Annotated in this window: 13 protein-coding genes; 4 read left to right on the top strand and 9 right to left on the bottom strand. The window is 46.7% G+C overall.

What is annotated here, in order from left to right:
• The first annotated feature begins 195 nt into the window (after positions 1-195).
• From ICL80_RS00610 to ICL80_RS00620, 3 genes are all read left to right on the top strand, one after another.
• Positions 196-1302, top strand: a complete 1107-nt coding sequence (locus ICL80_RS00610) for a helix-turn-helix transcriptional regulator (RefSeq protein ID WP_194214216.1) — start codon at positions 196-198, stop codon at positions 1300-1302.
• A 114-nt stretch (positions 1303-1416) separates the two neighbouring features.
• Positions 1417-3225: a gamma-glutamyltransferase gene (locus ICL80_RS00615; protein WP_194214217.1), complete on the top strand. Its 1809-nt coding sequence runs from the start codon at positions 1417-1419 to the stop codon at positions 3223-3225.
• A 34-nt stretch (positions 3226-3259) separates the two neighbouring features.
• Complete coding sequence (locus ICL80_RS00620) at positions 3260-4861, top strand: M20/M25/M40 family metallo-hydrolase (RefSeq protein ID WP_228073703.1); 1602 nt, start codon at positions 3260-3262, stop codon at positions 4859-4861.
• Positions 4862-5147: 286 nt separating this feature from the next.
• Here the strand turns inward: ICL80_RS00620 and ICL80_RS00625 are convergent, their stop codons facing one another.
• The 8 genes from ICL80_RS00625 to ICL80_RS00660 all read right to left on the bottom strand — a co-directional run bounded on the left by ICL80_RS00625 (position 5148) and on the right by ICL80_RS00660 (position 11362).
• On the bottom strand, positions 5148-6341 hold the full coding sequence (locus ICL80_RS00625; protein WP_194212891.1) for a M20 aminoacylase family protein: 1194 nt from the start codon (positions 6339-6341) through the stop codon (positions 5148-5150).
• Complete coding sequence (locus ICL80_RS00630) at positions 6341-6634, bottom strand: hypothetical protein (protein ID WP_194214218.1); 294 nt, start codon at positions 6632-6634, stop codon at positions 6341-6343. The genes ICL80_RS00625 and ICL80_RS00630 overlap by 1 nt, the downstream gene beginning before the upstream one ends.
• A 222-nt stretch (positions 6635-6856) precedes the next feature.
• Positions 6857-7507 (bottom strand): maleylacetoacetate isomerase, encoded by a 651-nt coding sequence (maiA, locus tag ICL80_RS00635; protein ID WP_194214219.1) that lies wholly within the window; start codon positions 7505-7507, stop codon positions 6857-6859.
• A 7-nt stretch (positions 7508-7514) separates the two neighbouring features.
• Entirely contained in the window at positions 7515-8219 is a 705-nt protein-coding gene (locus ICL80_RS00640) for a fumarylacetoacetate hydrolase family protein (RefSeq protein ID WP_194214220.1), read from the bottom strand.
• A 32-nt stretch (positions 8220-8251) separates the two neighbouring features.
• Entirely contained in the window at positions 8252-9292 is a 1041-nt protein-coding gene (gene gtdA / locus ICL80_RS00645) for a gentisate 1,2-dioxygenase (RefSeq protein WP_194214221.1), read from the bottom strand.
• Complete coding sequence (locus tag ICL80_RS00650) at positions 9289-9621, bottom strand: non-heme iron oxygenase ferredoxin subunit (protein ID WP_194214222.1); 333 nt, start codon at positions 9619-9621, stop codon at positions 9289-9291. The genes gtdA and ICL80_RS00650 overlap by 4 nt, the downstream gene beginning before the upstream one ends.
• A gap of 8 nt (positions 9622-9629) precedes the next feature.
• Positions 9630-10115: an aromatic-ring-hydroxylating dioxygenase subunit beta gene (locus ICL80_RS00655; protein ID WP_194214223.1), complete on the bottom strand. Its 486-nt coding sequence runs from the start codon at positions 10113-10115 to the stop codon at positions 9630-9632.
• 11 nt (positions 10116-10126) lie between these two features.
• A complete protein-coding gene (locus ICL80_RS00660) occupies positions 10127-11362 on the bottom strand; it encodes an aromatic ring-hydroxylating dioxygenase subunit alpha (protein WP_194214224.1) in 1236 nt (411 codons plus the stop codon).
• Positions 11363-11469: 107 nt separating this feature from the next.
• Between ICL80_RS00660 and ICL80_RS00665 the strand changes: the two genes are divergently transcribed.
• Complete coding sequence (locus tag ICL80_RS00665; RefSeq protein ID WP_194214225.1) at positions 11470-12666, top strand: NAD(P)/FAD-dependent oxidoreductase; 1197 nt, start codon at positions 11470-11472, stop codon at positions 12664-12666.
• Positions 12667-12674: 8 nt separating this feature from the next.
• Here ICL80_RS00665 and ICL80_RS00670 read toward each other — a convergent pair whose 3' ends face one another.
• Complete coding sequence (locus tag ICL80_RS00670) at positions 12675-13424, bottom strand: IclR family transcriptional regulator (protein ID WP_194214226.1); 750 nt, start codon at positions 13422-13424, stop codon at positions 12675-12677.
• Between the last annotated feature and the right edge of the window lie 115 nt (positions 13425-13539).

Below are 13539 nucleotides of genomic sequence, written 5' to 3' on the forward strand. Positions count from 1 at the left end.
GATACTGCGCGCAATGAGTGGAATTATCTTAGTATATAAGGCCTGAGCCTATCTCCACTACAGGTTAGTGAGAAAAGCATCAAAAAATAAAACATTTTATACATATATGTATATTTTGATTGCATCCCCAAACAAGGCATGTATAGTTATAGGGTAAAAGACCATCAGGGGGCACTGTGTGGGAGCATCACTTTCATGATGAATGAAGCATGTACAATAGATCATAATTACCAAAAAAATGACCAAACCAGCCTAAAGGTTGGCAGCCGGTTTTCAGATGTCATTGATAGCTATGAGCGCAACTTTAACGCCTATCACAAGCAGTATCCTTTTCTGGATTCAGGGGTTAAAAACAACAAAAAGAACGGCACATATATTGTTAAAGGCCATTACCCAAGCGAGAATGGCAGCCTGAACAGCAACCCCTATGAATACCGCCTTTATGAGTTTAACGACTCTTTTGGTATGATTGTTACCAAATGCGCAATCGACTTCCCTTGCACGATAGAGGTCATCGGTAGTGGCTGGATTGCATTACAGTTTCGCTTGTCTGGTCAAACACTGGATCAATTTAGTGACAGCGGCGAACAACAAATCTGTTCTGGCCCGTGCATTGCTCTCTACACCCTGCCTGAAGGTACGAAAAAGACAGTATCTTTTGACGGCCCGCAATATGTTCAGGCTGTTACTGTTTTTTTCAGAAACTCATTCCTGAAAGACAGAATGGCAAGTTTCCCTGCCGAAGCTCAAAAAATTGCAGAACACCTGAAGCCGCATTCGAAGAAAATACATATGCAGATCTATCCTATGATGCCTGCCCTGCAAAAGATGCTAAAATCCATCATTACAGACACCTCAGATCCAAGCATCAATAAATTATTGGCAGAAGCCAAGTGTCTGGAGTTACTTGCAAACTTTATCCAGACCGGAGAACTATTTAATGAGCATGATGAGCGAAGCATAAAGCTCAGCCTTCGGGACAAACACTGCCTGCAAGAAGCGAAAGACTTCCTCGCTCAAAACTTTACAGCCCCCCCTACACTTATGATTCTAGCAAGAATGGTGGGGGTCAACAGACGAAAACTCGCCCAAGGCTTCAAACAGGTTTACGGAGAAACTGTCTATCAGTTCTGTATTCGAAAAAGAATGACCCACGGCTATGAACTCATTAGGCACGAAGGGCTTTCTATCACTGCGGCGGCCCTAGAAGTTGGCTACAGTGACCCCGGTAGCTTCTCCAAAACATTCAAGCAATATTACGGAACATCACCCAAAAACGCACATCAGCTGTTTGTGCACTAATTGGTTTAATAAATGTAACGCTGCACCATGTTTCAGTAACAACTGCCCCGGCTAAAGTGAGCAGTCCACGATAATAATAATGGTCTACAAAATTATAATTATAGGATCATTATTATGAGGAAATCGTTCAAAAAAATCTGCTCGGCGGGCACATCTCTGGCTCTGTCATTTTCATTTGCTTTTTCACCCGCTTACGGCAGCGAGGTCAATTTAAAGCCCTCAAACTGGGAACAGGGGCAATTTGAAAAATTCATGCAAATTGAAGAAACAAAATTCCCCGGGAACCCAGAGGCAAAAGGGTATATGGGTGCCGTTACCGGCAGTTACCACGGTTTGGCACAAAGAGCAGGGTTAGAGGCACTAAAACAAGGGGGAACCTCTGTAGATGCGGCCTTAACCACTGCCATGACCCAGATTGCTCTTGGGGGTGGTGCTGTTATCAGTTATTTTGGCATCATGACCATGGTGCACTATGACGCAGCCACCGGCGAAGTAACCTCCATGAATGCGGGCTGGAATACTGTCCAGAATGAAACAGACCCTCTCAGTATCCCGGGTGGAATTAATATGGCCAGTAAAGCTGGACTTTTCGCTGGTGAAGCAAGTGGCCGCTCAGCACTAGTTGGCGGCTTCATGAAGGCCGTAGAAGCAGCTCATAAACGGTACGGCAAACTGCCCTTTAAAAAGCTATTTGACCCCGCCATTATGATTGCAGAAGAGGGCATTCCCTTTAACAACAGCTTGGCCGGGTACCTCACGCCCCGGAAAGAAGACCTGAGCAGACTTCCTGAATCAAAAGCAGTTTTTACAAAAGAAAATGGCGAATTTTATGAGGTCGGTGATCACTTTATACAACCAGCGCTCGCTAAAACCCTGAAAAAAGTTGCCACACAAGGCAGTGACTATATGTACAAGGGACCATGGGGAGAAAAGCTGGTAGCCGCAGTGCAGGCAGATGGCGGCAAAATGACCATGGAAGACCTTGCAAATTACGAGGTTATGTGGGTCGATCCCATCAAAACACCTCACAGTGGTTACACCGTATATGCAAACGGCCTCCCAGCCCAAGGCGGTGTTCATATGGTTGAAGCCTTGCACCTCAGTGAAGCAGCAAATATTGCACAGCTGGGCCACTGGTCAAAGAATCCAGAATCATTGCGCCGTGCATCTGCCCTAACATTTAACATGTTATTTTCCTCTATCCCACAGCCGGTACTAGAACAGATGTACCCCGGTATTGACATGAGCCTTGAAAGCCGAATCAAGCCTGAAACTGCTCAAAAGATTTGGAGCCGCATGGAAGCTGGCGTAATGCCGGTTCAATATGCAGAACAAAAACCCTCTCATTCTGACACCGTGGTTGCGGTAGATAAATGGGGAAACATGACCGCCATTGTACATTCAATCAACAGCGTTGTCTGGGGTAAAACGGCTATTATTATTGATGGTGTATCCATTGGTGACCCTGGCGCGTTCCAAAAAGAGCTTATTGCACAAACAGGCCAAGGAAAACGCCTCCCTGACCCAACTGAAGCCGGTTTACTTTTCAAAAACGGCGCACCTGTGTTAGCTTTCTCGTCTATGGCTACAGGCTTGCACCAACAGACGTTCCAATCGCTTGTGAATGTAATGGATTTTGGCATGACACCCAAGGAAGCACTTGATGCGCCAGCATTCTTCTTACCGCGTCCAGTTGGTGGTGACGCTGAAAAAGGAATACCGCCCAAATGGATGGTCCGTGTCATGGATGGAGAATTCGATGATACCATACTTGAGGCCACAGGGCTACCAATTGAAAAAATAAAGCCAGAAGACCGACGCTATATTCAAGGCTTGTGGGTAGGTATAGCCCGTGACCCCAAAACAGGCGAAATAAAAGCTGCATCACACCCATACACAAATGGTCAAGCTGTAGCCTATTAACCCTTAAAGCACATAAACAGGAAGCTAGGACACCATGAACTCAATAAACCGTAACATGATAATATCAGGCATATGGATGTTCCTCGCTGCCTGTAGTGCTGAACAAAACTCAACGCAGAACATGCAGGAATCACAGGCAACAACAATCACTCGGCCAAAGTTCGCCGTTACGACAACAAGGGCCTATGATACATCCAGTATCAAACCATATGAAGAAAACCATTCTGACATCTACGCCCATATTGACGCCAACAAAGAGGCGCACATCAAAGAAGTACAAAGGTGGTTAAGGCAACCTTCCATAAGTGCATCAAACACAGGCATTGCTGAAATGGCTGAGATGGTCCGCCAAGACTTTGAAAATATGGGGTTTCAGGAAGCTGCACTTGTCAAAACAGACGGGCACCCTGGTGTATGGGGCTACTATGATGCTGGTGCTGAAAAAACCTTGATGGTTTATATGATGTACGATGTTCAACCTGTTAACCCGGAAGACTGGAAAAGCCCTCCTTTTGAAGCCAACCTCATTGAAGACGAAAAACTTGGCACTATCATAATGGCAAGAGGCGCTACCAATCAAAAAGGCCCAGAACGTGCATTTTTAAACGCCGTATCATCCATACTTGCCACACAGGGCACACTGCCCGTTAATCTTATGATCACAGTTGAAGGGGAAGAAGAGTTAGGCTCCCCCCACTACCCACAGATTATTGATAAGTATGAAGACCGCCTGAAAACCGCAGACGGCGTTTTCTTCCCCTATAATTCCCAGTCACCTGATGGCACTGCCTCCTTCATGCTTGGGGTAAAAGGCATTTTATATTTTGAAGCAGAAGCCCATGGCGGCACGTGGGGTGGCCCGCAAACAGCAGAAATACATAGTTCCCTGAAAGCCGCAGTAGATTCGCCTGTGTGGCGTCTCAATAAAGCGCTTTCAAGTCTTGTAAGCGAAGACGGCAATACTATTTTAGTGCCCGGCTATTATGATGGCATCACACCCCCAACAGAGGAAGAGATGGAACTGATCAATAGCATGGTCAAAACAGACGAAACGGACAAGCTGAAAACCGCTTTCAATGTGGATCATTTCATTGACAACCAAACCGGTGTTGATGTGCAAATGGAGCTGATTTACACTCCAACACTGAACATTGATGGCATTTGGGGTGGTTATTCTGGTCCGGGCGTTAAAACAATTCTGCCCCACAAAGCAACGGCAAAGCTGGACTCGCGCCTACCATTAGGGCTTGATCCAGATATAAGCTTTAAACTGATTAGAGAGCATTTAGATGCACAGGGCTACGGCGATATTACCCTACGTAAAATGGCAAGCTACCCAGGTTCACAAACATCAGTAAACACGCCGCTGGTCCAATCATTCATCAAAGTATTCAATAAATACGGGGCATCATCTTCTATTAATCCGCGTATAGCAGGTAGCGCACCCTTTTATCAGTTCACGTCAAGGCTGAAACTGCCCATGGTACCCGCCGGCCTAGGCTTTGGCACAGGTGCACATGCGCCAAATGAAATCATGCTTATTGACCCAAAAGACGGCGTAAAAGCTGCAGGTCTAACTGAAATCGAAAAAGCCTACGTAGACTTATTATTCTCCTTCGCCGCAACAGAAGAATAATTTTCGATTACATACGGCAACAGAAACCAGACCACATACTAACGACAAAAGGCTTCCTTTCTAGGAAGCCTTTTTTAGAGCCTTGAAGGAATGTATAAGCTTGCAGGGTACCTCATGTAAGTTAATATGCGCAAAGGCCATGTCGGCGACTGATGATGAAAGAAAGATCAAGCGCAAACGATGAGTACTCAAACGAGCTCTTCCCTCCCTACAGCCAGTGTGATGCATTGCAAATAGCCGTCATGTTTCCAAACTGAAGCCATACACTAAAATGTATCCGCTTCAGTTAATCGCTTGGTAAAAGCTTTTCCGCCAGCTTGACCCAGTATAACGCACCTAAAGGGATCAGTTCGTCGTTAAAATCATAGTTTGGATTATGCACCATGCAGGAATGTGGCCCTTCGCTACCATTACCCGCCCAAACATAACACCCCGGTGATTTTTGCAACATAAAGGCAAAGTCTTCCCCCGCCATTAAAGGCTCAGGTTCTTTATCAACTTTATCGGCGCCAAATACATCAATAAGCACATCTGTACAGATCGCAGTTTCATCCACACTATTCAATGTTGGTGGGTAGCCGACCCGATATTCAACCTTAGCTGTAGCACCGTAAGCTTTTGCAATATTCACAGCCAATGTTTCAAGCCGTTGCTGGATAAGTGCTTGATCATCTATGTTAAAATACCTCACTGTACCAGCAAGTGTCGCTGTTTCTGGGATGACATTGTATGTTTCTCCCGCCGCAATCCTCGTCACACTCACAACAGCAGAGTGCATCGGATTCATGTTTCTTGAAACAATTGTATTAATAGCGCCTACCAAGTCTGTTGCTATCACAATGGGGTCAATAAACTTGTCCGGCATGGCTGCATGGCCGCCTTTTGCCTTTATCGTTATATCAAACCGATCATAACCCGCCATCATAGCGCCCGGCCTAACCGCAAATGACCCAAGAGGAATACCCGGAATATTATGCATGCCAAAAACAGCTTTCACAGGGAATTTATCAAACAGACCCTCTTCCACCATCACCTTGCCGCCGCCTTCATTTTCTTCAGCGGGCTGAAAAATAAAATACACCGTCCCGGAAAAGTTTTTACTTTTTGCTAAATACTCAGCGGCAGCCAATAACATTGTCGTATGGCCGTCATGGCCACAGCCATGCATTCGACCCTGGTGAACTGACTTGTGGTCAAAGCTGTTCATTTCATCAAGATGCAAAGCATCCATATCTGCGCGCAGACCGATGGCATCATCGCCGTCACCCGCTTTTAAAATGCCAACAACACCAGTTGTCGCAAACCCGCGGTGCACTTCAATACCCCATGATTGAAGTTGTTCAGCGATAAGATCTGCCGTTTTAAATTCTTCAAATGCCGTCTCTGGGTGCCGGTGTATATCGTGCCGTATCTGCGTAAATTTCTTATGGGTTTCCTGCAAAGAGATCCACGCTGTATCTGTCTGTTTTTCAATATGCATTATACTTTCCCTATATCTTTATTACGCTCGAAACAAATGAAGAACCCATGACATAAATCAGCAGGTAAAATGACCTTATCTATTTTTGTTTGTGTTTTTATCTTTTGGCTTTTCAAAAAAACCTTTGTCTGCTCAAGGTTCTCGACCGAAATATGAACCCCTGCAATATACGCATTTTTCACCGAATAACCTATATCAGCTATAACGGTATCCCCGTATTCCTCGCAAAACGCTTTTTTTGAGAAAACCTTTAAAGGCATTTCACTCGGGCTAAGGGCCTGCAATCGCCCCAATCCAACCTACTGACAAACTGGTAAACTCCTGCACTCCTGATATTTGATAGGTAAAAAATGGCTGCGTGTGCATTTAATACTAGCTGCGGACCCAGAACACCAAAACAAGAAATACATAACAGGCACATTAGTGGCACTGTGCCAGGCACAGTGCGCCTATATCAACAAGAAAAACCCTTTTAAATCAACACAGTTTTAGCAGAGATAAAAACAGCGTGCCACTTACTCTGCATCCGGCTGCAGCATCGGTTTTGCCTGCTGAAAAGCATCAATTTCCATGCACCGTTCATATATGGCCTGAATGATTGGGTAGCTATCCATACAAACTGAAAACCGGGCATTATTAATGACCTGCGCCACAAGGCAAATATCAGCAAGCGTTGGCGTATCACCGTGGCAAAAATTCCCTGTTTCCGCTTCAGTTGATAACCGTTTTTCATAAGGTTCAAAACACGCATGCACCCACGTTGAAAACCAGTCCGCAACATCATCATCACTGGCATTAAACCGAGCCTTTAATGCCCCCAAAACCCGTAGGTTATTGATAGGATGTACATCGCATGCAACTGCCTGCGCCAATGAGCGAACACGGGCTCGCCCCAAAGCATCAGCCGGCATCAGTTTTGGTTCCGGGTATTCTTCATCAAGCCACTCAATAATAGCCATAGACTGCGTGAGAATTTTCCCATCAGGCAGTTCAAGTGCTGGCACAAGCCCTTCAGGGTTCAGCTTCAGAAAAGCCTTAGACTTCTGCTCCCCTTTCCTTAAATGGTACGACTTATACGCATACGGCACTTGTTTAAGGTTCAGCGCAGCCCTAACCCGGTAGGAAGTAGAGCTGCGATAATAGTTATGCAAAACCATGCCTGTCATGACAGCATTACTCAGCCATTTCTGTTGGTGTAATGTCTATTTCAATCTCACCAATACCGTCCACGCCGCCTGTTATTTTATCGCCTGCCACCACAGGGCCAACACCCGCTGGTGTGCCCGTGTAAATAAGGTCGCCCTGTTTCAACTTCATGGAGCGAGACAGAATGGAAACAATTTCAGGAACATTCCAGATCAGGTCCGCTATATCAGCATCCTGTTTCACATCCCCGTTAACAGCAAGCCAGATACGGCCTGAAGATGGGTGTCCTATTTTGGATGATGGAACAAGCGGCGCGCAGGGCGCAGACATATCAAATGCCTTGCCCCAATCCCACGGCCGGCCTTTGTCTCTTGCCGCCAGTTGAAGGTCACGGCGCGTTAAGTCAATACCTACAGAATAGCCATAAATATACTCATGCACAGCCTCTTCCGGAATATTAAACCCGTCTTTACCGATTGCTACGACAAGCTCAATTTCATAGTGGAAATTACTTGTCTCCGGCGGGTATGGCACCTGACTATTGTTATCTACAACAGCATCCGCTGGTTTGGTAAAAAAGAAGGGTGCTTCACGGGTTGGGTCCTTACCCATTTCACGGGCATGTGCTTCATAGTTACGGCCAACACAAAAAATACGCCGCACAGGAAACGTGTCTGCCGTGCCATCGACTGCAACCGTTGCAGGGCTTTGTGGCGGAAATAAAAAAGTCATTATAAAATCCTATCCTTACATAAGGTTACTAATTATGCGTTGCCTCTGTCTTCTCGCCAGAAGCCTAGTTTTTGTTGAATTGGCCTATCGGAAAAACTAAATAGCACTGAATCTTCATCAGCTTCATGGCGTACAGTTTGCCAACTGGGGATGATAAATACATCTCTAGGGCCCCACTCAAATACATGGGCCCCTACCTTTGTCCGGCCCTTCCCTTCAACTGGTACAAATACGGTAGCATCCGTGGACCGGTAAGCTGATGTTTCAAACCCCTTGGGCAGCAGTTGCATGAATGTGCCTATAGTTGGCATGGCAGCGGCGCCATCAACAGGGTTTACATAGCGCATTTTCAAACCGTGGCACGGGTCCCATTCTTCAAGCTTGCGCATTTTTTCAAGCGCTTGCCGCGTTCTGTCGTACGGGTAATTGAAGATGGGTGAGCTATGGCCCTTGCTTTCAAAATCAACCGGCAGCATACCAGCGCCGTACCGTGCCGGCGCGTCGCCAACTGGCCGGGAAAGCGGTTGTTCATCTTCACTAAGCTGCTCGGCAAAAGACGCATCAAAAAACTGTAAAACAGGGATATCAAGGCCGTCCAGCCAAACCATCGGCTTGTCGCCATCATTTCCATGGTCATGCCATTCCCAGCTTGGGGTAATGACAAAATCACCTTCCTGCATGATTGTTTTTTCGCCGCCCACCGCTGTGTGCGCGCCTGAACCCTCAACAATAAATCGGAGGGCTGACTGGGTGTGCCGGTGCGCGGGGGCTACTTCACCCGGTAAAATTAACTGCAGACCTGCATAAAGCGACGTGGTAATGCGAGACTGACCGCGCAGGCCCGGATTTTCAAGAATAAGCACCCTGCGCTCTGCCTCAGACGCTGTAATAAGCTTGCCTGCTTCCATCAGAAATGGCCGCGTATCCCTATAGTTCCAAATATGCGGTATACAGTCAGACCCCGGGGTTTTGGTCACAAGCTTACCAAGAACTGACCAGAGCGGTGTCATATGAGACTGGTTAATCGTATCATAAAAAGCCTGCCGTTCGGGTGTTAGGCGCGCGTCTGTCATGCTGCATCCTCCGTGATGGCGACAAAGATTTTTTCGCCTTCGCACTTTACAGGAAAGGTCCGCACTGCTTCGGTGCACGGCGCACCAGCAGGAGCACCCGTTTTTACATTAAACAGGCCTTGGTGAAGGGGGCATTCAATCAAGTCCCCATCCAAGAAGCCCTCTGAAAGCCGTGCAAGACCGTGTGTGCAAATGTCGTGGGTTGCGAATATTTCACCGTCAACATCATAAACAGCTATTGGCAGCCCACCGAGTTCAACGCCGTAAACGCCCTCGTCTTCAAGGTCAGCCAAAACACATATTTCATGCCATGTTAAATCTTGTACCATCACATCACTCATAAAGGGTAAATCAGGGAATTAAGGATCATTTCGGTATCCAGAACACAGATACGCTCGATTAACTTGGGGCCACTATCCAACATTTTGACCTTGTCAAAAGCAACACCACAAAAGGCTACCTCTGATGGCTCATCGACCAGCGTTTGAATGCACAGAAAATTGGAACGAACACTTACTGTATCGCCCTCACCATCCACCACTTTAAGGGCACTTTGGAACCGCCGCAGGTACCGCGGGGCGAACATCATGGTCTGCTGTATGCCAACCACCCTATCAATGAGCATGCCTTTAGATTCGCAGCGCATGGCAGAAAAAGCATTCCCTGCGTCCCAGTTTTCTTTAGCCGTCACCCGGTAAAAACAATCATCCGTGAAAAAATCCGGCCATTTTTCCAAATCAAAGTCGTCCAGAACAATCATATAGTCTGTATAAAATGCCCGGAGTGTCTCATATGTATGACTGCCTGTTGATTGCATATCCATCACATGCCTCCTTATAGGCCCATTATTTCACGGTAGTAACGGTACATGCCGCGAATGGCTGTTTCCGTGACAATATGGTCTTCGCACTTAACGTCATGCCCGCCCAGTATCGCTAACACTTCGCTGTCGCCGTAGGTCTTCAGAGAATCCTGAGCAAACTCAATAATCTCACCGTCATCGGCTGATACAAGGCCTGCTGGCCCAAAAAGGTTAGCCTGCCGTAACCGGCGTGTGGTCATATCTTCATCATCATCCGCATACCCAAAATGGGTCCAGATAAAGTCAAACTCGTTCGGCCCCCGTGGAAGTATCTGACGGATCGAAAGGGAGTTTACCTGCTGCTGTAAAATGACCGAAGGAAACACGGTAATCATACCCACCGTATCAGGACCATCCCATTCATGCTTATAATCAAGGATTCTAGGGTCCTGAAGGTTAAGGTTATCCTGAAAAGTGCGGATCTGGCTCGTCACTTCGTTTTTAACCTGTTCGCCTTTGCGGGAAATCAAAATACCGTGCATACCGGTGTCGTCCACATCAACTGCGGAATCCTGATCCGCCCGAAAAAGGCCGAATGTTGCAAAAAACACATGTAAAAGACCCGGGTGGTAAGAATCTTTAATATTCTCAAGCATCAGCTTCCAGTTAGCCGGTATCCGCTGACGGTTATACCCAAGCACCTTCAAAGGCTTGCCTGAATATACCCGGCTGTAATGTTTGAACATTCTGGGACCAAGATATGTTTCAAAATCCGGTGTTTCATCAGAAAAGGTCGCCCAGATAACACCGTTTACCCGCTCAGAGCGTAGCCGAGTAAGGCCGTGGTCAGCTTTATTAAAGTCTTGTGGCATACCCCCCTTACGCCGAACACCGCGCATCAGCGGCACGCCCAGCAAGCTACCATCCAGCGCATAGCTCCACTGGTGGTACGGGCAAACAAGTTCTGCCGTATTCCCTAGTTTTTTTCGGCAAAATTTTACGCCCCGGTGCGCGCATCTGTTTTCAACAACATAAATTTCGCCGTCATCGGCGCGGGTAATAATGACCGCGCGTTCCCCAATGTTCGTGGTTTTAAAATCACCCTTGTTTGGGACCTCAGCCTCAAGGCCAACATAAGACCAGTGGGGCCCATAAAAGATTTTCTCAAGCTCTTGAGCATAGATATCTGGATCAGAATACACCCAGAAAGGGATTTTAGAGCTACCCTTTGAGGGCCAGTTTCGCTGCACTGCGCTTGTTGTAACCATGAACACATCCACTTTTTAGCTTAGAGCTTTACTTAACGGCGATCTATACATATATTTCTTATTAAGAAATCAATGTCAATATAAGAAATATATGAGAGTATTTTATTATGGGTACTGTAATTATCGTGGGGGCCGGCCAAGCTGGCATGCAAACCGCCCTAAAACTGAGGGAATATGGCTATGAAAGCGACATTACTATTTTGGGAAAAGAGGCACATTCAGCCTATGAACGCCCCCCTCTATCAAAAAGTTTTCTCGTCAACGATGATATGGAACCTGTTTGGGTTGGCAGTGACGAGATCAAGCGCAACATCACTCTTTTGACTTCATGCGAGGTTACGGCAATTAGGCCTGATAAAAAGCATATCACGCTCTCTAGCGGCGCAAACATACCCTACAACTATCTTGTCCTTGCGACCGGTGGGGCATGCCGTAGCCTTCCCCTGAAAACTAGTGCCCCGATATACAACATGCGAACGATTGAAGATGCCCAGCTCTTACGTAAAAAAATGCAATCTAGTAAACATATGACCATTCTTGGCGCAGGTGTTATTGGCCTTGAGGTGGCCGCAAGCGCCCGGAAGTGTGGTATCGACGTATCAATTATCGAGCTTGGAACACGGGTGATGGGCCGTAACCTGCCCGAAAATTTTGCACCCTATATTCATGCAATGCACCGTGAAAACAATATCCAGTTTAACATGGCAGAATCAGTTATCGCGATTTCCCAAAGCGGGCAAAGCTACCGGGTTGAACTACAATCAGGTAAATCTATCCAGACAGACTGTATCGTTTCCGGCATTGGCATCACCCCCAACACCCAGTTAGCTGAAGCTGCTAACCTGCAGGTGAATAATGGCATTATAGTTACGCAAACTATGCAAACCTCAGACCCTTCCATTTTTGCTGTCGGGGATATTGCTACACTATATAATGAAAAATTTAATACCTATGAACGCTTGGAAAGCTGGGAAAATGCCAACAAAACGGCAGAAATTGCAGCAGCTACAATATGCGGCGCCGAAATACCTGCCTATAAAACACCTTGGTTCTGGTCAGACCAATATGACCAAAACCTGCAAGTTCTAGGCTGGCCACTGCAAGCAGATCACACAGTTTTCAGAAAAAAAGACACGTCTATGCTCGCTATCTATCTGCGTGGGGCAGAACTGATAGGCGCTGTGGCCCTGAATGCTGGCGCTGACATTTCTGTCTTACGCCGTATGATGAACGCATGCATATCACCCACACTTGAAAGCCTCGAAAACCCCGCAGTTAAACTACGATCACTCCTTAGGGCCTAAAATACTGTCTAGGCAGCACCGCCGAGACGCGCGGACGCTTGGGTGCAATAGTTCCTTAAAACCGCAAGGCTGGTTTCATCATTCTTGCGGGAAAAGCTTTCTGACGCCACCAGAGTGGCAACAGCTGTTACTTCCCGTTGCAAGTTAAAAATGGGTACTGCATGGGCGCGTAGCCCAGGAATAAGAACATTATCAACACATGCAAAACCATTTTTAACAACCTCGGCCACCACAGACTTACCGTCAAAGTTTTCTTTAGCTTTATCTTTGGCAAGTTCATCGTCAAGAAGGCCTTGTATCTGACTGGGTTGCATAAAGGACAAGAAAATATAGCCTGTTGCCGAATGCGTAAGCGGCAAGACAGTGCCAAGCGTGAGATTGGTAACAAACGCAGGATCACCCATAAAAATTCTGATAACTGTCGCACCGTGCGGCCCCATAACAGATAAAAGCCCCATACGGCCCGTATCCTTTACTGCACCCCTAAGGCAATCGGCAGCAATCTCAATAGCATCCTGGCGGGCAATAGCTGATAACCCAACTCTGACAGCCGCAGGGCCAAGGTCATATTGTCCTGACATATCATTTTGGCGCACCATGCCACCGCTGATCAGAGATGCCAGATATTTGTGCGTTTGACTGGCAGGTAAACCTGCCGCCAAGGCTATCTCTTTTAAGGGCACGGGCTTACCCGCAGATGAAACCGCTTCCAGTATTCTTAAGCCAATTTCAACTGATTGGATGCCTTGCCTGCTCATAAAGGTCTCTCATGCATATAAAGGGCGCCATTAAACTCTAACAGCTATAGCCATACACGAGGTGTTTTCGATAAACAATTTTTACCAAGCCATTCTGAGAAAAACTTGAGAGCCA

Origin of the sequence: Kordiimonas pumila (assembly GCF_015240255.1) — a bacterium.
GTDB classification, from domain to species: Bacteria; Pseudomonadota; Alphaproteobacteria; order Sphingomonadales; family Kordiimonadaceae; genus Kordiimonas; species Kordiimonas pumila.

Bases quoted from the DNA above. Each gene is read 5' to 3' on its own strand.
- ICL80_RS00610 (WP_194214216.1), top strand. From the start codon at position 196: ATGATGAATGAAGCATGTACAATAGATCATAATTACCAAAAAAATGAC.
- ICL80_RS00615 (WP_194214217.1), top strand. From the start codon at position 1,417: ATGAGGAAATCGTTCAAAAAAATCTGCTCGGCGGGCACATCTCTGGCT.
- ICL80_RS00620 (WP_228073703.1), top strand. From the start codon at position 3,260: ATGAACTCAATAAACCGTAACATGATAATATCAGGCATATGGATGTTC.
- ICL80_RS00625 (WP_194212891.1), bottom strand. From the start codon at position 6,341: ATGCATATTGAAAAACAGACAGATACAGCGTGGATCTCTTTGCAGGAA.
- maiA (WP_194214219.1), bottom strand. From the start codon at position 7,507: ATGACAGGCATGGTTTTGCATAACTATTATCGCAGCTCTACTTCCTAC.
- ICL80_RS00640 (WP_194214220.1), bottom strand. From the start codon at position 8,219: ATGACTTTTTTATTTCCGCCACAAAGCCCTGCAACGGTTGCAGTCGAT.
- gtdA (WP_194214221.1), bottom strand. From the start codon at position 9,292: ATGACAGACGCGCGCCTAACACCCGAACGGCAGGCTTTTTATGATACG.
- ICL80_RS00650 (WP_194214222.1), bottom strand. From the start codon at position 9,621: ATGGTACAAGATTTAACATGGCATGAAATATGTGTTTTGGCTGACCTT.
- ICL80_RS00655 (WP_194214223.1), bottom strand. From the start codon at position 10,115: ATGGATATGCAATCAACAGGCAGTCATACATATGAGACACTCCGGGCA.
- ICL80_RS00660 (WP_194214224.1), bottom strand. From the start codon at position 11,362: ATGGTTACAACAAGCGCAGTGCAGCGAAACTGGCCCTCAAAGGGTAGC.
- ICL80_RS00665 (WP_194214225.1), top strand. From the start codon at position 11,470: ATGGGTACTGTAATTATCGTGGGGGCCGGCCAAGCTGGCATGCAAACC.
- ICL80_RS00670 (WP_194214226.1), bottom strand. From the start codon at position 13,424: ATGAGCAGGCAAGGCATCCAATCAGTTGAAATTGGCTTAAGAATACTG.